The organism is Bradyrhizobium sp. LMG 9283, assembly GCF_045571415.1.
Classification (GTDB): domain Bacteria; phylum Pseudomonadota; class Alphaproteobacteria; order Rhizobiales; family Xanthobacteraceae; genus Bradyrhizobium.
Map to the genome: position 1 here is coordinate 8,142,290 of NZ_CP120691.1, position 17,719 is coordinate 8,160,008.

Sequence of the window (17,719 nt, forward strand, 5' to 3'; positions counted from 1 at the left end):
AGATTGGAATGCCTGCTGTCACCGGCAAGCTTGCGGCCGCATCATTGGCGCTCGCGCTCATCGCGGCTTCGACCTCAACTGCATCGGCCCAGAAGAAATACGATACCGGCGCGACCGACACCGAGATCAAGATCGGCAACATCATGCCTTACAGCGGACCGGCCTCCGCCTACGGCATCATCGGGCGGACCGAAGCCGCCTATTTCAAGAAGATCAACGACGAGGGCGGCATCAACGGCCGCAAGATCAACTTCATCTCTTACGACGACGCCTATTCGCCGCCCAAGACCGTGGAGCAGGCGCGCAAGCTCGTCGAGAGCGACGAGGTGCTGTTCATCTTCAACTCGCTCGGCACGCCGCCGAACTCGGCGATTCAGAAATACATGAACTCGAAGAAGGTGCCGCAGCTCTTCGTCGCCACCGGCGCCACCAAGTGGAACGATCCGAAAGATTTCCCTTGGACCATGGGCTGGCAGCCCAACTACCAGAGCGAGACGCAGATCTACGCGAAGTACATCCTGAAGGAGATGCCGAACGCGAAGATCGCCGTCCTGTTCCAGAACGACGATTACGGCAAGGACTATCTCAAGGGCCTGAAGGACGGCCTCGGCGCCAAGGCCGCCAGCATGATCGTGGCCGAGGAAAGCTACGAGACGTCCGAACCGACGATCGACAACCACATCGTCAAGCTGAAGGCCACCGGCGCCGATATCTTCGTCAACATCACCACGCCGAAATTCGCAGCGCAGGCGATCAAGAAGAACGCCGAGATCGGATGGAAGCCGATCCATTTCCTCAACAACGTCTCCGCCTCGGTCGGCAGCGTGATCAAGCCCGCCGGCTTCGAGAACGCGCAAGGCATCATCTCGGCGGCCTATCTGAAAGACACCACCGATGCGCAATGGGCCAACGACACCGGCATGAAGGCATTCCTCGATTTCATGACGAAGTACTTCCCCGAAGGCGACAAGACGGACAACGGCACGATCGTCGGCTACGGCGTCGCGCAGACGCTGGTCCAGGTGCTGAAGAACTGCGGTGACGATCTCACGCGCGCGAATGTGATGAAACAGGCCGCGAGCCTGAAGGACTTCCGCACCGAGGTGCTGCTACCCGGCATCAAGATCAACACTTCGGCGACCGACTTCGCCCCGATCAGCTCACTGCAGCTGCAACGCTTCAAGGGCGAGCGATGGGAACTGTTCGGCGACGTGATCAACGCCGAAGCCGGCGGCTAGCGCGAAACACACGACGAGGAGCCCCCTGCGAGACGATCGCAGGGGGCTTTTGCTTGCGCGCCGATTATGATCACGCGATTGCACAATCGAATGATGGTAAAGGCCGCTTACGCTTTGGCGCACGATGCGGTAGGCAGATGACCGGCGACCTTGTCGCCGCCACCTCAGTCTGCTCAAGGCCAATGTCCATGACCGACCGCCGTCCTTTGCTCCGCGCGCTCTACGACGCCGCCGTTGCCGCCGCCCATCCCAATGTGGTGCTGGCCCGTCACTTGCGGCCTGCCCCCAAGGGACGCGTGATCTGTCTTGCCGCCGGCAAGGGCGCCGGCGCGATGGCCGCGGCGGCGGAACGGCACTATCTCGACACGCTCGAGCTCGCGCCGGAGCGGCTGGTCGGCATCGCCACCACGCGCCACGGCTACGGCGTGCCGACGCGCCGCATCCGCGTGGTCGAGGCCGGCCATCCCGTGCCCGACGAGGCGGGCCTCAAGGGCGCAGCCGACACGCTGGCGCTCGCCGGCGAGGCTGGGCCCGACGATCTGCTGCTGGTGCTGCTCACCGGCGGTGGCTCGGCGAACTGGATCGCGCCCGTGGACGGCATCAGCTTCGCGCAGAAACAGGCGGTCAACAAGGCGCTGCTCCGCTCGGGCGCGCCGATCGGCGAGATGAATGTCGTGCGCAAGCATCTGTCGCGCATCAAAGGCGGCCGGCTGGCGCGCGCCGGCAGGAATGCGGCCGAGATCGTCACCCTCGCGATCTCCGACGTGCCGCACGACGACCCCTCCGCGATCGCCTCCGGCCCCACCGTGCCCGACGCGACGACGCTGGCGGATGCGCGCGCGATCGTGGCCAAGTACAGGCTCGACATCGACGATGCCGTGCGCCGCGCGCTCGACGATCCCGCCAACGAGAGCTGCAAGCCCGGTGACGCCGCCTTCGCGCGCGCGTCGTTCGAATTGATCGCGCGGCCCAAGCAATCGCTGGACGCCGCGGTGAAGCTCGCGCGCGAGGCCGGCTACGAGACCATCGATCTCGGCGCCGATCTCGAGGGCGAGGCGCGCGAGGTCGCGGCCAATCATGCGAAGCTTGCGCTTCAGGCCCGCGCGCAGGGCAAGCGCATCGCGATCCTCTCCGGCGGCGAGCTCACGGTGACCGTGCGCGGCCATGGGCGCGGCGGACCGAACCAGGAATACGCGCTGGCGCTCGCCGCGCTGCTCAAGGACACGCCGGATATTTCGGCACTCGCCGGCGACACCGACGGCGCCGACGGCGGCGCCGGCCACCCCACCGATCCCGCCGGCGCGGTGATCGACGCGACAACCTTCGCGAAGATGAAGGCGCAAGGGCTGCAGCCGCAGGCCTATCTCGACAACAACGACGCGACCACGTTTTTCGAGACTACAGGGGACCTGCTACAGCCCGGCCCGACGCTGACGAACGTCAATGATATCAGGGTGATTTTGGTGGATTGAGGTCGCTTCTTCCGTCATTCCGGGGCACGCGCAAGCGTGAACCCGGAATCTCGAGATTCCGGGTTCGATGCTTCGCATCGCCCCGGAATGACGAACTCGCTCAAAACTCATTCGCGATCTTCGCGAGCATCCCGATCAGGGCCTCGCGGTTGGCCTGGCCGAGCAGATCGTTCAGCCGAGCCTCGTGCTTGGTGGCAACGAGCTTTTTTGCGCGCGCCAGCACGGCCTTGCCCTTGTCGGTCAGGACGAGGATGTGCGAGCGGCGGTCGTTGGTGGAGCGGATCCGCGCGCAGAGGTCGCGGCTTTCCAGGTTGTCGAGCATCGCCACGAAATTCGGCCTGAGGATGCCGAGGGTGGAGGCGATCTCGGTCTGGTTCCGGCCGGGGTTCTTGTCGACCAGCAGCAGCACCGAGAACTGCGCCGGTGTCAGCTGGAGCGAGGCCATGCAGCGCAGAAAGTTCTCGAACACCTTGAGCTGCGCCCGCTTCAGGACATAACCGAGCTGCTCGGATAACTCGCCGAGCTGGAGCGCCTCGCTCTGCGGCTCGGCCGCGTCCTTGCGGCCCTTGGCCGCGTCGGCCGGCTTTTCGGAGGACTTTTCAGCGGTTCTGGAAACGGTCATCGCCTCGTGCTCGTAATCCCGCTAAATTCGGGACGGGTCGCTCCCCACCCTTGATGTTATATCTGATAATTGTTATGGATCATATCAAATATCGTCAGCGTTTTTCAATGGCTGTGAGCGGACCGTCCACCGCAATCGAGAGGACCGGTCCGGATTAGGGGGAGCGTCCGGTCTTGAATACCACCATCATGCTGTTCCTGGTGCAGGACGGCATCACCAATGGCGCAATCTATGCGCTGCTCGGCCTGGCGCTGGTGCTGGTGTTCGCCGTCACCCGCGTCATCCTCATTCCCCAGGGCGAATTCGTCACCTACGGCGCGCTGACCTATGCCTCGCTGGCGGCGGGCCAGATGCCGGGCACGGCCAAGCTGGCACTGGCGCTCGGCATCGGCGCCTTCGCCTTCGACCTGTTCGTGGCGCGCAAGGCGCTGCATGCGCGGCTGATCGTGCGCAGCTGCATCACCAATATCGTGCTGCCGGCCATCGTGCTGGCGCTGACCATCTATTTCGCCGCGCAGAAGCCGCCGGTGCCGGTCTGCATCGCGCTGTCGCTGGTGATCGTGGCGATGATCGGCCTCTATCTCTACCGCATCGCCTTCCAGCCGCTGGCGCACACCTCCGTGCTGGTGCTGCTGATCGCCTCAGTCGGCGTTCACCTCGCGCTGCAGGGCCTGGGCCTTCTGTTCTTCGGCGCCGAAGGCCAGCGAGGGCCCGCCGTGCTGTCCGGCGCCTTCACTGCCGGCGCGCTGCGCTTCACCGGCCAGAGCATCACAGTCTACGCCATCACCATCGCCTTCATCGTCGGGCTCTGGCTGTTCTTCGGCCTGACGCTCTACGGCAAGGCGCTGCGCGCGACCGCGGTGAACCGGCTGGGCGCGCGGCTTGCGGGCATCCGCACCACGCTGTCGGGGCAGATCGCCTTCCTGCTGGCCTCGGTCATCGGCGCGCTGTCGGGCATCATGATCGTGCCGATCACGACGCTCTATTACGACTCGGGCTTCCTGATCGGGCTGAAAGGCTTCGTCGCCGCGATCATCGGCGGGCTCGTCAGCTATCCCCTCACCGCCGGCGCGGCGCTGGTCGTCGGCATCGTCGAGGCGTTCTCGTCCTTCTATGCCTCCAACTACAAGGAAGTGATCGTCTTCATGCTGCTGATCCCCGTGCTGCTGCTGCGCTCGCTCGCCGCGCCCGCGGTCGAGGAAGAGAAGGACTGACGCGAGATGCAGAGCCGGCTTCCCATCCTCATCTTCGCAGCTCTCATGGCGGCAATCCCATTTGTCCCGGGCATGCCCCCGTTCTGGATCGTGCTGCTCGACAATATCGGCCTCGCCGCCCTGGTCGCGATGGGCCTCGTGCTGCTGACCGGCGTCGGCGGCCTGACCTCGTTCGGACAAGCCGCCTTCGTCGGCTTCGGTGCCTACACCACGGCGGTTCTGTCGACGGCCTACGGCTTGTCGCCGTGGCTGACGCTGCCGCTGTCGCTCGTGGTCAGCGGATCGCTGGCGGTGCTGCTCGGGCTGATCACGGTCCGCCTCTCCGGCCATTATCTGCCGCTCGGCACGCTCGCCTGGGGGTTGGGGCTGTTCTATCTCTTCAGCAAGCTGGAATTCTTAGGGAGAAACGACGGCATCTCGGCGATCCCGCCGTTGTCGATCGGCACGTTCAAGATGCTCTCGCCCGGCTCGATCTACTACGCGATCTGGGTCGCCGTCATCCTCTCGGCGCTGCTGACCATGAACCTGTTGGACTCCCGCACCGGCCGGGCCATCCGCGCGCTCAGACGCGGCCATGTCGCGGCGGAAGCGTTCGGCGTGCACACACCGCGGGCCAAGCTCTTGGTGTTCATCCACGCCGCGGTGCTCGCCGGGCTTTCGGGCTGGCTCTACGCGCATCTCCAGCGCGCGGTGAACCCGACTCCGTTCGGCGCGCAGGCCGGCATCGAATATCTCTTCATCGCCGTGGTCGGCGGCGCCGGCTATGTCTGGGGCGGCGTGCTCGGCGCGGCGATCGTCGTGGTGCTGAAGGAGGTGCTGCAAAGCTATCTGCCGCTGATCCTGCCCGGCTCCGGCCAGGTCGAGACCATCGTGTTCGGCATCATGCTGGTGGCGTTGCTGCAGCTTGCGCCCGGCGGCCTGTGGCCGTGGCTGATATCATTCCTGCCCGAGCGCAGCGGTGGCAGGAAGCCCGACACCTCGCTGAAGCTGGAGCATCGCGCCCGCGCGGTTGGCGAGTCCGGCGTCCTGCTTCAGGTGGAGAAAGCGCGAAAACAGTTCGGCGGCGTGGTCGCGGTCAACAACGTCTCCTTCGAGGTCCAGGCCCGCGAGATCGTCGCGCTGATCGGCCCGAATGGCGCCGGCAAGAGCACCACCTTCAACCTGATCACCGGCGTGCTGTCGGCGACATCAGGCTCGATCTCGGTGCTCGGCAAGAAGGTTGACAACGCGCCGCCGCAGGAGATCGTCAAGCTCGGCATCAGCAGGACCTTCCAGCACGTCAAGCTCGTCCCCGACATGACCGTGCTGGAGAACGTCGCGATCGGCGCGCATCTGCGCGGCCATTCCGGCCCGATCTCATCGATGCTGCGGCTCGACCGCGCCGATGAGGCCAAGCTGCTCGCGGAAGCCGCGCGCCAGATCGAGCGCGTCGGTCTGACCGAGCAGATGCACCAGCTCGCAGGCTCGCTGTCGCTGGGCCAGCAGCGCATCGTCGAGATCGCCCGCGCGCTCTGCGTCGATCCGATGCTGCTGCTGCTCGACGAGCCGGCCGCCGGCCTGCGCCACATGGAGAAGCAGCGGCTCGCGACGCTGCTGCGTGACTTACGCGACGGCGGCATGAGCGTGCTGCTGGTCGAGCACGACATGGGTTTTGTGATGAACCTCGCCGACCGCATCGTGGTGCTCGATTTCGGCACCAAGATCGCGGAGGGCACGCCCGCCACGATCAAGACCAATCCCGAAGTGATCAAGGCCTATCTCGGAGTGGCGGCATGAGCGCGCTGTTGTCCGTCACCGACGCGCATGTCGCCTACGGCAAGGTCGAGGCCGTGCGCTCGGTCTCGCTCGAGGTCGGCACCAACGAGATCGTCACCATCGTCGGCGCCAACGGCGCCGGCAAGACCACGCTGCTCTCGGCCATCATGGGCATCCTGCCGCTGAAGGGCCACGTTGCTTTTGCCGGCCAGGATCTCGCCCGCCTCGACATCGAGGACCGCGTCGCCATGGGCCTCGGTCTCGTCCCCGAGCACCGCGAATTGTTCGTGACCATGAATGTCGAGGACAATCTCGAGCTCGGGGCCTTCCGCATCGAGCGGAGCCGGGCGAAGTCCTCGATCGAGCGGGTCTATGCGCTGTTTCCGCGGCTCAAGGAGCGGCGCAAGCAGCTCGCCGGCACGCTCTCCGGCGGCGAGCAGCAGATGCTCGCGATGGGCCGGGCGCTGATGGGTGAGCCGAAGCTCTTGATGCTGGACGAACCGAGCCTCGGCCTCGCGCCGATCATCGTCGCCGACATCTTCCGCATCGTCACCGAGCTGCGCGCCAGCGGCGTCTCCGTGCTGCTGGTCGAGCAAAACGCCCAGGCCGCGCTGAAGATCGCGGACCAGGCCTATGTCATGGAGCTCGGCGAGTTCGTGCTCAGCGGCAAAGCGAGCGACATCGCGGCGAACGAGCGGGTGGCGGCGAGCTATCTCGGCTTCCAGCACGAGGGCGAGAGTGCGATTTAGTCTTGCCTCTCCCTCTCCCGTTCTTACAGGGGTCTACCTCGGCGCAGACGATGGTAGCCGGACGCGCGATCTCGACGCGGATCGCATCTACGATGCGATCCGGCCTCTCCCCGCACGCGGGGAGAGGCGAAAAGGGCCGCTCAACCTGACGCCGCCTTCTCCCCCTTCAGCGCCGCAACTTCCGCTTCCAGCTCCGCGATGTGCGCATCCCTTGCCGCCAGCGCCGCGGCGACATCACCAGCGTCGAACTTCTGCGGGATGTGCTGAGGGCAATTTGTGTCCCAGGCTGCGATCTTGAACAGGATGACCTGTTCCGGCCGCGCGCGGTAGCCCTTCGGCATCAGCGACGTGGTCAATGCTTCGTCGTCCTCGACGACGCGCGCCTCGCCCCAGATCTTCACGCGCCGGCGATGGGCGTAGTCCATCACGAAGATGTAGGCCTTGGGGTTTTCCGAGAGATTGCCCTGGGTGATAAACTGCTGGTTGCCGGCATAGTCGGCAAAGGCCAGCGTCTGCTTGTCCAGCACCTTGAGAAAGCCCTTGGGCCCGCCGCGGTGCTGGATGTAGGGCTGGCCGTCCGCGGAGGCGGTGGCGAAATAGAAGCTGTTGGCGTCGGCCAGGAAAGCCGCGAGCTTGTCGTCGATCTCGGTGCGCCAGCCGCGCTGCTCGCTGCGGGCATAGGCTTCGCGCGAACCCTTGCGGGCCTGGATCGCCTTCACCGCCGGCGAGAAGGCGACGTCGCTGGCATAGGTGTGTACTGCCGTCATCGGACGATCTCCTGAAATTCCGGCGCATCTCTGCGTCTTCGCCGATCAAGATGGAGCTTCCGCCGGCCAGAGCAATCTCGTGGCTTGACACTTCATCGTTGCAATATATGCAATAATGGCCATGGACCGCCTCGAAGCCATGCATGTCTTCCTCACCGTCGCCGATCTGCGCGGCTTTGCGCCCGCGGCGCGCAAGTTGCACCTGTCGCCCTCGGCGGTGACGCGGATGATCGCAGCGCTGGAGGAGCATCTGGGCGCCCGCCTGCTGCAGCGGACCACGCGGCAAGTGACGCTGACCGACGTCGGCGCGCGCTATCTGGAGCGCGCGAGGCGCATCCTCGCCGATGTCGAGGAGGCCGACGGCTCGGCGCGGCAGGAGCGCAACCGGCCGAGCGGGCGTCTCGTGGTGTCGGCGCCGGTCGGCTTCGGCCGGCTCCATGTCGGGCCAGTCATGACGGACTATCTCAAGCGCTATCCCGAAGTCGCTGCCGAGCTCAGGCTGTCGGACCACCTCGTCAATCTCGTGGAGGACGCCGTCGACGCCGCCGTCCGCATCGGCCATCTCGCAGATTCCTCGCTGGTGGCGCGCCAGGTCGGCGAGATGCGGCGCATCGTGGTGGCCGCGCCCGGCTATCTCAAGCGCCACGGCGAGCCGAAGACGCCGGAGGCTCTGCTCCAGCACCAGACCATCCAGTTCGGGCCATCGGCCAGCTGGCACTTCGTGCAGGACGGCCGCGACATCGAGGTGACGCCGACCCCGCGCTTCACCAGCAACAGCGCGGACGCCGCGCTGCAATATGCGGAAGCCGGCGGCGGCGTGACGCGGGTGCTGGCCTATCAGGCCGCCGAGGGGCTGAAGCGCGGACGCTTGAAGATCGTCTTGGCGAAATACGAGCAGCCGGCGCTGCCGATCCACATCGTCTATCCGACCTCGCGCCTGCTCTCGGCCAAGGTGCGCGCGTTCATCGATCTCGTGGTGGAGACGGCGGAGTGGAGGTTTGGCTAGGCGCATGTCCCGGACGCGGCGCGAAGCGGCGCAGAGCCGGGACCCAGAAGGCGGCTGGTTCTCACGTGGATGGATGTGTCCCGGCTCTGCGGAGTGGCACTTCGCGCCGCACCGCGTCCGGGACGCGGAGAGAGCGAGAGCCTCACCCCTTCTTCGGTACCACCCGAAACGTCCCGCTCGCCCGCGCGATCACGGCATCGTCCGCTTTCACCAGGCATTGTGCGAAGCAGATCGTACTGCCGGTCTTGATTGCCTCCCCCTCGACCGCGAGCCATTGGCCGATCTCAGCCGCGCCGACATAGTCGACCGAGAGCGAGATGGTGACGAAGGACGTCATCCAGTTCGTCGCGTGGGCGCAGCTATAGCCCATAGCGGCGTCTGCAAGCGCTGCGATCAGCCCGCCATGGATCAGTCCGCGCGCGTTGGTGTGCGGCGTCGCCAGCCGCAGTCCCACGGTGACGCCTTTCTCGGTCTTCTTCGAATAGAGCGGCTCCCAGGGATCGGTGAGGGGCGCTTTGCGGAAGTGCGGCTCGAAGCCGGCGGGGATGTCAGGGGTCGTCATTGCTGTCTCGCGCTGCTGGTCGCCGGCATTGAACGCGAACTGGATGACGGCTGCATCAATTACAAAGTTTTAAACGGCATTTGCGCGGGTGTTTGAATTGGGCGCCGCCGTCATTGCGAGGAGCTGTTGCGACGAAGCAATCCAGGCTGTCTCCGTGGAGAGATTCCTGGATTGCTTCGCTTCGCTCGCAATGACGATGTGGAGGCACCGTCTCAAAACGGCAGCCCCACGTAGTTCTCCGACAGCGAGGTCATCGCGGCCTTGGACTGCGTGACGTAGTCGAGCTCGGCGAGTTGGATGCGGGCGCCGATGGTGCCGGTGTCGGGGAATTTGTGCAGCATCGAGGTCATCCACCACGAGAAGCGCACGGCTTTCCAGACGCGGGCCAGCGCCTTGGTGGAATAGGCATCGATGCCGGCGCCGGATTTCTCGTCATAGAACTCGCGCAAGGCGCTCGACAGATAATGCGCGTCGCTGGCGGCGAGATTCAACCCCTTTGCGCCGGTCGGCGGCACGATGTGGGCGGCGTCGCCGCACAGGAACATTTTGCCGAAGCGCATCGGCTCGGCGACGAAGCTGCGCAATGGGGCGATGCTCTTCTCGATCGACGGTCCCGTGACCAGGCTGTCGGCCGCCTCCTGGTCGAGCCGGCGTTTCAATTCGTCCCAGAAGCGGTCGTCCGGCCATTGATCGACGTGGTCGTCGAGCGAGCACTGCACGTAGTGCCGGCTGCGCTTCATCGAGCGCATGGTGCACAGCGCAAAGCCGCGGGCGTGGTTGGAGTAGATCAGCTCATGGCTGACCGGCGGCGTATCCGAGAGGATGCCGAGCCAGCCGAACGGATACACCCGCTCGAACTCCTCGATGGCCGAAGACGGGACGCTGGCGCGGCTGACGCCGTGGAAGCCATCGCAGCCGGCGATGAAATCGCAATCGATCGTGTGGGTGACGCCGTCCTTGACGTAGGTCACGCGGGGGTGACTGCCGCCGAAATCATGCGGCTCCACGTCCTTGGCCTCGTAGACCGAGACGAGACCCGCGGCCTTCCTCGCATTCATCAGGTCGCGCGTGACCTCGGTCTGGCCGTAGATCATCACCGTCTTGCCGGTCGCGCCCTTCATGTCGATGCGGTGACGGCGGCCGGAGAAGGCGAGCTCGATGCCTTCATGCACCAGGCCTTCGGCATGGGCCCGCTCCCCGGCGCCGACCTGATCGAGCAGTGCGACGGTTCCCTCTTCCAAGAGACCCGCGCGAATGCGGCCGAGCACATAGTCCGGGCTTTGCCGCTCCAGGATGACGTTGTCGATGCCGTATGTGTGCAGAAGTTGCCCAAGCAACAATCCGGCCGGCCCGGCCCCGATGATTGCGACTTTTGTCCGCAATACTTGCTCCTCCCGATGCTGTAGGCTTTCGTCGCGGCCTGCTTGTGGCGAAGGCCCGCAGACGATAATTATATCATATAACGGTCGGGCAAAAGGGGAGCGGTCGTCGTCCGAGCAGCGACAAATCCATGCAACATGGCTGACGTAGATGGCGCGACAAGGCGCGCGTCAATTCCGGCTTGAACGCGCCGACCAATTAGATAACATGTTAATTAACGAGACCGGGCCATCGAAGCCCGCCGTCGAAAACAGGGAGAGACGCGTGATGAAAAAAGCCTGTCTGGCGTTGCTGCTGGCAGCAAGCGTGACGCCTGCGCTCGCGCAGGACAAGACCTTCGATCTGAAGATCTCGCACTGGGTGCCGGCCTCGCATCCCCTGCAGAAATCGCTGGAGGACTGGGCCGCTGCGGTCGAGAAGGATTCCGGCGGCACCATCAAGGGCAAGGTGTTTCCGGCCCAGCAGCTCGGCAAGGCGTTCGACCATTACGACATGGCGCGCGACGGCATTGCCGACGTCACCTACGTCAATCCCGGCTATCAGCCCGGCCGCTTCCCGATCATCAGCGCCGGCGAATTGCCGTTCCTGATCTCGGACGCCAAGGGCGGCTCGATGGGGCTCGACGCCTGGTACCGCAAATATGCCGAGAAGGAGATGAAGGACGTCAAATACTGCCTCGCCTTCGTCCACTCGCCCTCCTCGTTCCATTCCCGCACCAAGAAGATCGCCAACCCCGAGGACGTGAAGGGCATGAAGATCCGCCCCGCCCACGCCACCATGGCGAACTTCGTCACCTCGCTTGGCGGCACCAACGTGCAGTCCTCGGCGCCTGAGGTCCGCGACATCATCGAGCGCGGCGTCGCCGACGGCGTCACCTTCCCCTGGGGCTCCCTCGTGCTGTTCGGCATCGACAAGGTGACGAAATACGACATGGAGGCGCCGCTCTACACGACGACCTTCGTGTTCGTGATCAATAAGGACAAGTACAACGCGATGTCCGACAAGCAGAAGGCGGCGATCGACAAGAACTGCTCGGTCGAAATGGCCGGCGCGGTCGGCGAGCACTGGGGCAAGTTCGAGGATGCCGGCATCGACAAGGTGAAGGCGGAATCCGGCCACGAGGTCTACAAGCTCACGGCCGAGCAGACCGCCGCCTGGAAGAAGGCCGCCGAGCCGCTGGTCAAGACCTGGGGCGACGGCGCCAAGAAGGCCGGTGCCGATCCGGATGCGGCGCTGGCGGATCTGAAAGCCTCGCTGAAGAAGTACAACGCGCTGGCGGAGTGAGGCGATGGCGGCCTCTTTCTCCCCCTCTCCCCGTTCTTACGGGGAGAGGGTTGGGGTGAGGGGCTACTTCCGCAAAAATGGTGACAGTCGGACTCGCGGAGAGTCCCCCTCACCCGGATTGCATCTCCGATGCAATCCGGCCTCTCCCAGCACGCGGGGAGAGGCAAGCTGCGCCGCAAGACTGGGATCAACGAATGACATCACCCGATAGGATCAACGCCTCATGAAGCGCGCCTGGATGGATCGCGTGATCGACTCGATCGAATGGATCGCGGCCGGCTTCGTCGGCCTCGTCGCGCTCGACATCTTCGTGTCAGTGCTCTTGCGCAACACGCTGAACTATTCGATCCCTGATTCCTTCGACATCGGTCGCATGCTGCTCGGCATCCTCATTTTCTGGGGCATCGCGGCAACCTCCTATCGCGGCACCCACATTACGGTCGACCTGGTCTGGGGCAATGTCGGCCCGCGCTACCAGCGCTGGATCGACGTGTTCGCGACACTGGTGCTGCTGTTCGTCGTCACGGTGCAGACCTGGACGCTGTTCGACAAGGTGCGCGGCACCTACAACGACAACGTCCAGACTTTCGACCTGCACATGCCGACCTGGCCGTTCTTCGCGGTCGCCTGGATCGGCGATGTCTGCGCCGTATTGCTGATCGCGATCCGCACCTACCGGCTGATCTTCCATCCCGAAGAGATGCACGACCCCAAGATCAAGGCGACGGAGTAACCATGAGCACCGATGCCGTTGCCCTAATCGGCTTCGTTTCCCTGTTTGTCCTGATGCTGCTCCGCGTGCCCGTCGGCATGGCCATGGGCCTCGTCGGCGTCTCCGGCTTCGCCTATCTCGTCAACGGGACGGCAGCGCTGAAGCTGGTCGGCCAGACCTCGATGCGCACGGTCACCGACTACACGTTCGGCGTCATCCCGATGTTCCTGCTGATGGGCTCGTTCGTCTCCCATTCCGGCATGAGCCGCGAGCTGTTCCGCGCCGCCAACGGTTTCGTCGGACATCTGCGCGGCGGGCTCGGCATCGCCACCGTCGGTGCCTGCGGCGGCTTTGCCGCGATCTGCGGCTCGTCGGTGGCGACCGCCGCGACCTTCTCCGCCGTCGCCTACCCCGAGATGCGGCGCTTCGGCTATCCGCAGTCCTTTGCCACCGGCGTGATCGCGGCCGGCGGCACGCTGGGTGCGATGCTGCCGCCCTCCACGGTGCTTGCGGTGTACGGCATCATCACCGAGCAGGACATCGGGAAGCTGTTCATCGCCGGCATCATCCCGGGCCTGCTGGCGATGACCATGTACATGATCACGATCTTCCTGATCGGCTATTTCCGCCCCGACTTCCTGCCCAAGGGCAAGGTGACGCCGTGGCGCGAGCGCTTTGCCGGGTTGAAGGAGATCTGGGCGCCGGTGCTGCTGTTCATCTTCGTCATCGGCGGCCTCTACGGCCTGCCCTTCCTGCCGCGCTTCACGCCGACCGAGGCCGGCGGCGTCGGCGCCACCGGCGCCTTCATCATCGGCGTGCTGACCGGCCGCCTCGACCGCGAGAAGGTGCTGGCCTCGCTGCTGCAGGCCACACGCACCGCGGCCGCGGTGTTCACCGTGCTGATCGGTGCGTTGATCTTCGGCTATTTCCTCACGGTGACGCAGACGCCGCAGAAGGTGACGGAATTCCTGACCGGGCTCGGCCTCGGACCCTACGGCGTGCTGGCGCTGATCATGGTGATGTATCTCGTGCTCGGCTGCCTGATGGATGCCATGGCGATGATCATCCTCACCGTGCCGATCATCTTCCCCGTGATCATGCATCTCGGCTTTGACCCGATCTGGTTCGGCGTCATCATCGTGATGACGGTCGAGCTCGGCCTGATCCATCCGCCTGTTGGCATGAACGTGTTCGTCATCAAGAGCGTGGTGAAGGATGTCTCGTTCTCCACCATCTTCAAGGGCGTGATCCCGTTCGTGGCGACGGACCTGGTGCGGCTGGTGATTTTAATCGCCTTCCCGCTCCTGGCGACCTGGCTGCCGACGCGGATGATGGCGCATTGACGAGGATACATGGCGTAGAATTCGTCCGGGCGAGCTCTCTTCCCCTCTCTCTTTGTGGGAGAGGGTGCCGAGCGAAGCTCGGCGGGTGAGGGGTCTCTCTCCGCGAGCACGCCTGCGGAGATAGACCCCTCATCCGGCGCTTCGCGCCACCTTCTCCCACAACAAGGGGAGAAGGGAAGTCAGCGCCTCGTCGATATTTGGAGGCAAGCATGACCAACCCCACTCTCGAAACAAAGTACGCCTTCACCATCACCGCTCGTATCGGCGACGTCATCACCGCCGGCGAGACCGGGATTGGCGTCCGCCGTATCATTCCGATCATCGGCGGCGTAGTAACGGGCGCGATATCAGGCAAGGTGCTGCCGTTCGGCGCCGACTTCCAGACCATCCGCCTCAACGAGCTGATTGATCTCGAAGCCAAGTACGCCTTCGAGACCGACGAGGGCGCAATCGTCTATGTGGAGAACAAGGGGCTCCGCTTCGGACCCGTCGAGCTCTTGCAAAAGCTCAAGCGCGGCGAGCCGGTCGATCCAAAACTGATCTATTTCCGTACCGTGCCCAAGTTCGAGACTGGGCACGAAAAGTATCGATGGCTGATGGAGCATATTTTCATCGGCTCAGCCGCGCGCCATGCGGATCGCGTCGTGATCGACGTGCATCAGGTGATGTGAGAAAGCTGCCACCTCGTCATTGCGAGCGCAGCGAAGCAATCCAGAGTCGCTCCGCGGAAAGATTCTGGATTGCTTCGCTGCGCTCGCAATGACGGGAATGGTGGCATCAATTGCGCTCCATAACCGCTCCCGACCCGCCGCCCCGCCGGTCGGGCGCCAAGCAGTCGCCTCCCGAGGCGCCATATCCTGCGCAGCCCCACCTTGACTCCCCCAAAATTCGTTATACAACATAACTATTCTGACAAGGACGCAAATGACACAGGGAAACGCCGAGACCGCGAACGCGGGCGCCTCCGGGCTACTCCGGATCGAGCGGGCAGACCGGGTTCTGACCGTGGGTCTGAACCGGCCCGCCAAGCGCAATGCGCTCAATGACGGCATCATCCTGGAAATCGGCGAGTGTTTTGCGAACCTGCCCGAGGACATTGGCGTGGTCGTCATCCACGGCATCGGCGACCATTTCTCCAGTGGTCTCGACCTCTCCGAATTGACCGAGCATGACGCCACCGGCGGCCTGCTCCATTCCCAGATGTGGCACCGCGTGTTCGACCGCATCCAGTACAGCCGCGTGCCCGTGATCGCGGCGCTCAGGGGCGCTGTGATCGGCGGCGGGCTGGAGCTCGCCTGTGCTGCGCATATCCGCGTCGCCGAGCCCTCGACCTATTTCGCGCTGCCGGAGGGACAGCGCGGCATCTTCGTCGGCGGCGGCGGCTCGGTGCGGCTGCCGCGGCTGATCGGCGTTGCCCGGATGATGGACATGATGCTGACCGGCCGCGTCTATAGCGCGACCGAGGGCGCGTCCTACGGCTTCGCGCAATATCTGACCGAGGCCGGCAATGGGCTGGGCAAGGCGCTGGAGCTCGCGACCAAGGTGGCCTCCAACGCCCCACTGACGAATTTCGCCGTGCTCCAGGCGCTGCCGATGATCGCGGAGGCCAATCCGCAGACCGGCCTCCTGATGGAATCGCTGATGGCCACGGTCGCGCAGAGCGACAAGGAGGCCAAGCGCCGGATCCGCGAGTTCCTCGAACACAAGACCGCAAAGGTGAAGCCGAAGTCATGAGCGCGCAGCCGTCCTCTTCCAGCACGGAGCGCGGCGCGAGCACTTTCCCGCTGCGGCCGATCTCGTTCGGCGATCCCGTCGTCAACATCGAGCGGCGTGAAGACGGGACGATTTACCTCAGGCCGAAGCAGCCGCTCGGCGACTATCCGGTCCGCATCACCGATCGCCTGCATCACTGGGCGACGACGACACCGGACCGCGTCTTCATGGCCGAGCGTGAAGGCGGCCGTGGCTGGCGCAAGATCACCTATGCCGAGCTGCTGACCGCGAGCCGGCACATTGCCTCCGTATTGATCCAGCGCGGTCTGTCGGCGGAGCGGCCGGTCGTGATCCTCTCCGGCAATTCGATCGACCATGCCCTGCTGGCCTTCGGCGCGTTCTATGCCGGCGTTCCGTTCTGTCCGGTGTCGCCGGCCTATTCGCTGGTCTCGAAGGATTACGGCAAGCTGTCCTATCTGATGAAGCTGCTGACGCCGGGCCTCGTCTTCGCCGAGGATGCCGGCAAGTTCGCCGATGCGCTCGCCGCCAACGTCTCACTCGGCACCGAGATCGCGGCATCCTACGGCAGCGTGCCGGGCCGCGACGTCACCCTGCTCGCCGACCTCATGGCCACGCCGATCCGCAGCGACCTCGACGACGTCCACGGCAGGATCGGCCCCGACACGATCGCAAAATTCCTGCTGACCTCGGGCTCCACGGGCAATCCCAAGGCCGTCATCAACACCCAGCGCATGATCTGCGCCAATCAGGTGATGCTGCGCGAAACGCTCGCCTTCCTCAAGGACGAGCCGCCCGTCATCATCGACTGGCTGCCGTGGAATCACACCTTTGGCGGCAACCACAATATCGGGCTGACGCTCTACAACGGCGGCTCGATGTATCTGGACGCCGGCAAGCCGATGCCCGGCGGCATCGAGGAGACCGTGCGCAATCTCCAGGAGATCTCGCCGACGGTCTATTTCAACGTGCCCAAGGGCTACGAATCGCTGCTGCCTTATTTGCGCGACGACCAGGGCCTGCGCGCAAAATTCTTCGACCGGCTGCATGCGATGTTCTTTTCGGGTGCGGCGCTGTCGCCGTTCGTCTGGAACAGTCTCGACGAGCTCGCGGTGAAGGAGAAGGGCTATCGCGTGCCGATGCTGACCGGGCTCGGCGCCACCGAGACCGCGCCGTTCTTCATGTCGGTCAATCCGCGCACCAGCCGCTCCGGTCATGTCGGCCTGCCCGTCTCCGGCAATGACGCCAAGCTTGTGCCGAACAACGGCAAGCTGGAGGTCCGTGCCAAGGGGCCGAACGTGATGCCCGGCTACTGGCGCCAGCCCGACATCACCGCAAAATCCTTCGACGAGGAAGGCTTCTACAAGATGGGCGACGCGCTCAAGCCGGCCGATCCCAATGATCTCAATGCCGGCTTCGACTTCGACGGCCGCGTCAGCGAGGATTTCAAGCTGGCGAGCGGCACCTGGGTCAGCGTCGGCCCCTTGCGCGCGCGCTTCGTTGCGGCCTGTGCACCCTTGGTGCGCGACGTCGTCATCGCCGGCATCAACCGCGACGAGATCTCCGCGCTGGTCGTGCTCGATCTCGACGGCTGCCGGCTGATCAACCCGACGCTGCCGGCCGACAATCTCGTGGTCGCGACGCGCGACCGGCTGGTGCGCGAGGCGTTCCGCGAACGCCTCACCCGTTTCCTCAGCGAAGCCACAGGCTCATCGACACGGATCACCCGCGCGATCCTGATGGACACGCCGCTGTCGATCGACAAGGGCGAGGTCACCGACAAGGGCTCGATCAACCAGCGCGCCGTGCTGGAACATCGCACCGCATTGATTGACGAGCTCTACGCTGCCAATCCGTCGGACCGTGTGATATCGGTCGCCTGAG

The 17,719-nt window shown here is 64.7% G+C and carries 16 protein-coding genes; 12 read left to right on the forward strand and 4 right to left on the reverse strand.

Going from position 1 to position 17,719, the window contains the following annotated elements; genetic code table 11:
• Positions 1 to 8 precede the first annotated feature (8 nt).
• Entirely contained in the window at positions 9 to 1,238 is a 1,230-nt protein-coding gene (locus P6U29_RS37885; protein ID WP_407115208.1) for an ABC transporter substrate-binding protein, read from the forward strand.
• Positions 1,239 to 1,426: 188 nt separating this feature from the next.
• Complete coding sequence (locus tag P6U29_RS37890; RefSeq protein ID WP_407115209.1) at positions 1,427 to 2,710, forward strand: glycerate kinase; 1,284 nt, start codon at positions 1,427 to 1,429, stop codon at positions 2,708 to 2,710.
• Positions 2,711 to 2,810: 100 nt separating this feature from the next.
• Here the strand turns inward: P6U29_RS37890 and P6U29_RS37895 are convergent, their stop codons facing one another.
• Positions 2,811 to 3,332: a MarR family winged helix-turn-helix transcriptional regulator gene (locus tag P6U29_RS37895; RefSeq protein ID WP_407115210.1), complete on the reverse strand. Its 522-nt coding sequence runs from the start codon at positions 3,330 to 3,332 to the stop codon at positions 2,811 to 2,813.
• Between the two features lie 173 nt (positions 3,333 to 3,505).
• Here P6U29_RS37895 and P6U29_RS37900 point away from each other — a divergent pair, with 173 nt between their 5' ends.
• The 3 genes from P6U29_RS37900 to P6U29_RS37910 are packed head-to-tail and all read left to right on the forward strand — an operon-like array spanning position 3,506 to position 7,050.
• A complete protein-coding gene (locus tag P6U29_RS37900; RefSeq protein WP_407115211.1) occupies positions 3,506 to 4,546 on the forward strand; it encodes a branched-chain amino acid ABC transporter permease in 1,041 nt (346 codons plus the stop codon).
• Between the two features lie 6 nt (positions 4,547 to 4,552).
• Positions 4,553 to 6,322: an ABC transporter permease subunit gene (locus P6U29_RS37905; protein ID WP_407115212.1), complete on the forward strand. Its 1,770-nt coding sequence runs from the start codon at positions 4,553 to 4,555 to the stop codon at positions 6,320 to 6,322.
• Positions 6,319 to 7,050, forward strand: a complete 732-nt coding sequence (locus tag P6U29_RS37910; RefSeq protein WP_407115213.1) for an ABC transporter ATP-binding protein — start codon at positions 6,319 to 6,321, stop codon at positions 7,048 to 7,050. Before P6U29_RS37905 ends, P6U29_RS37910 begins: the two co-directional genes overlap by 4 nt.
• A gap of 140 nt (positions 7,051 to 7,190) precedes the next feature.
• Here the strand turns inward: P6U29_RS37910 and P6U29_RS37915 are convergent, their stop codons facing one another.
• The gene (locus tag P6U29_RS37915; protein ID WP_407115214.1) at positions 7,191 to 7,817 is read right to left on the reverse strand and encodes a pyridoxamine 5'-phosphate oxidase family protein; all 627 of its coding nucleotides are present in this window, start codon (positions 7,815 to 7,817) and stop codon (positions 7,191 to 7,193) included.
• Between the two features lie 121 nt (positions 7,818 to 7,938).
• On the opposite strand from P6U29_RS37915, the gene P6U29_RS37920 reads away from it, so the two are divergent.
• A complete protein-coding gene (locus tag P6U29_RS37920) occupies positions 7,939 to 8,823 on the forward strand; it encodes a LysR family transcriptional regulator (protein WP_407115215.1) in 885 nt (294 codons plus the stop codon).
• 142 nt (positions 8,824 to 8,965) lie between these two features.
• On the opposite strand, the gene P6U29_RS37925 is transcribed toward P6U29_RS37920, so the two are convergent.
• Both P6U29_RS37925 and pobA read right to left on the reverse strand, forming a co-directional pair.
• Positions 8,966 to 9,385, reverse strand: coding sequence for a PaaI family thioesterase (locus tag P6U29_RS37925; protein WP_407115216.1), 420 nt, complete (start codon positions 9,383 to 9,385; stop codon positions 8,966 to 8,968).
• A 212-nt stretch (positions 9,386 to 9,597) separates the two neighbouring features.
• Positions 9,598 to 10,767, reverse strand: a complete 1,170-nt coding sequence (gene pobA, locus P6U29_RS37930; protein WP_407115217.1) for a 4-hydroxybenzoate 3-monooxygenase — start codon at positions 10,765 to 10,767, stop codon at positions 9,598 to 9,600.
• A gap of 265 nt (positions 10,768 to 11,032) precedes the next feature.
• Between pobA and P6U29_RS37935 the strand changes: the two genes are divergently transcribed.
• The 6 genes from P6U29_RS37935 to P6U29_RS37960 all read left to right on the forward strand — a co-directional run bounded on the left by P6U29_RS37935 (position 11,033) and on the right by P6U29_RS37960 (position 17,718).
• Positions 11,033 to 12,049, forward strand: coding sequence for a TRAP transporter substrate-binding protein (locus tag P6U29_RS37935; protein WP_407115218.1), 1,017 nt, complete (start codon positions 11,033 to 11,035; stop codon positions 12,047 to 12,049).
• Positions 12,050 to 12,272: 223 nt separating this feature from the next.
• Positions 12,273 to 12,782, forward strand: a complete 510-nt coding sequence (locus P6U29_RS37940) for a TRAP transporter small permease (protein ID WP_407115219.1) — start codon at positions 12,273 to 12,275, stop codon at positions 12,780 to 12,782.
• A gap of 2 nt (positions 12,783 to 12,784) precedes the next feature.
• Positions 12,785 to 14,104, forward strand: coding sequence for a TRAP transporter large permease (locus P6U29_RS37945; protein WP_407115220.1), 1,320 nt, complete (start codon positions 12,785 to 12,787; stop codon positions 14,102 to 14,104).
• Positions 14,105 to 14,313: 209 nt separating this feature from the next.
• Complete coding sequence (locus tag P6U29_RS37950) at positions 14,314 to 14,775, forward strand: DUF3237 domain-containing protein (RefSeq protein ID WP_407115221.1); 462 nt, start codon at positions 14,314 to 14,316, stop codon at positions 14,773 to 14,775.
• A 253-nt stretch (positions 14,776 to 15,028) separates the two neighbouring features.
• On the forward strand, positions 15,029 to 15,838 hold the full coding sequence (locus tag P6U29_RS37955; protein ID WP_407115222.1) for a crotonase/enoyl-CoA hydratase family protein: 810 nt from the start codon (positions 15,029 to 15,031) through the stop codon (positions 15,836 to 15,838).
• Complete coding sequence (locus P6U29_RS37960; protein WP_407115223.1) at positions 15,835 to 17,718, forward strand: feruloyl-CoA synthase; 1,884 nt, start codon at positions 15,835 to 15,837, stop codon at positions 17,716 to 17,718. Before P6U29_RS37955 ends, P6U29_RS37960 begins: the two co-directional genes overlap by 4 nt.
• Position 17,719: the final 1 nt, after the last annotated feature.

Excerpts from the sequence above, each read along its gene's own strand:
- P6U29_RS37885 (WP_407115208.1), top strand. The coding sequence starts at position 9 with ATGCCTGCTGTCACCGGCAAGCTTGCGGCCGCATCATTGGCGCTCGCG.
- P6U29_RS37890 (WP_407115209.1), top strand. The coding sequence starts at position 1,427 with ATGACCGACCGCCGTCCTTTGCTCCGCGCGCTCTACGACGCCGCCGTT.
- P6U29_RS37895 (WP_407115210.1), bottom strand. The coding sequence starts at position 3,332 with ATGACCGTTTCCAGAACCGCTGAAAAGTCCTCCGAAAAGCCGGCCGAC.
- P6U29_RS37905 (WP_407115212.1), top strand. The coding sequence starts at position 4,553 with ATGCAGAGCCGGCTTCCCATCCTCATCTTCGCAGCTCTCATGGCGGCA.
- P6U29_RS37910 (WP_407115213.1), top strand. The coding sequence starts at position 6,319 with ATGAGCGCGCTGTTGTCCGTCACCGACGCGCATGTCGCCTACGGCAAG.
- P6U29_RS37915 (WP_407115214.1), bottom strand. The coding sequence starts at position 7,817 with ATGACGGCAGTACACACCTATGCCAGCGACGTCGCCTTCTCGCCGGCG.
- P6U29_RS37920 (WP_407115215.1), top strand. The coding sequence starts at position 7,939 with ATGGACCGCCTCGAAGCCATGCATGTCTTCCTCACCGTCGCCGATCTG.
- P6U29_RS37925 (WP_407115216.1), bottom strand. The coding sequence starts at position 9,385 with ATGACGACCCCTGACATCCCCGCCGGCTTCGAGCCGCACTTCCGCAAA.
- P6U29_RS37935 (WP_407115218.1), top strand. The coding sequence starts at position 11,033 with ATGAAAAAAGCCTGTCTGGCGTTGCTGCTGGCAGCAAGCGTGACGCCT.
- P6U29_RS37940 (WP_407115219.1), top strand. The coding sequence starts at position 12,273 with ATGAAGCGCGCCTGGATGGATCGCGTGATCGACTCGATCGAATGGATC.
- P6U29_RS37945 (WP_407115220.1), top strand. The coding sequence starts at position 12,785 with ATGAGCACCGATGCCGTTGCCCTAATCGGCTTCGTTTCCCTGTTTGTC.
- P6U29_RS37950 (WP_407115221.1), top strand. The coding sequence starts at position 14,314 with ATGACCAACCCCACTCTCGAAACAAAGTACGCCTTCACCATCACCGCT.
- P6U29_RS37955 (WP_407115222.1), top strand. The coding sequence starts at position 15,029 with ATGACACAGGGAAACGCCGAGACCGCGAACGCGGGCGCCTCCGGGCTA.
- P6U29_RS37960 (WP_407115223.1), top strand. The coding sequence starts at position 15,835 with ATGAGCGCGCAGCCGTCCTCTTCCAGCACGGAGCGCGGCGCGAGCACT.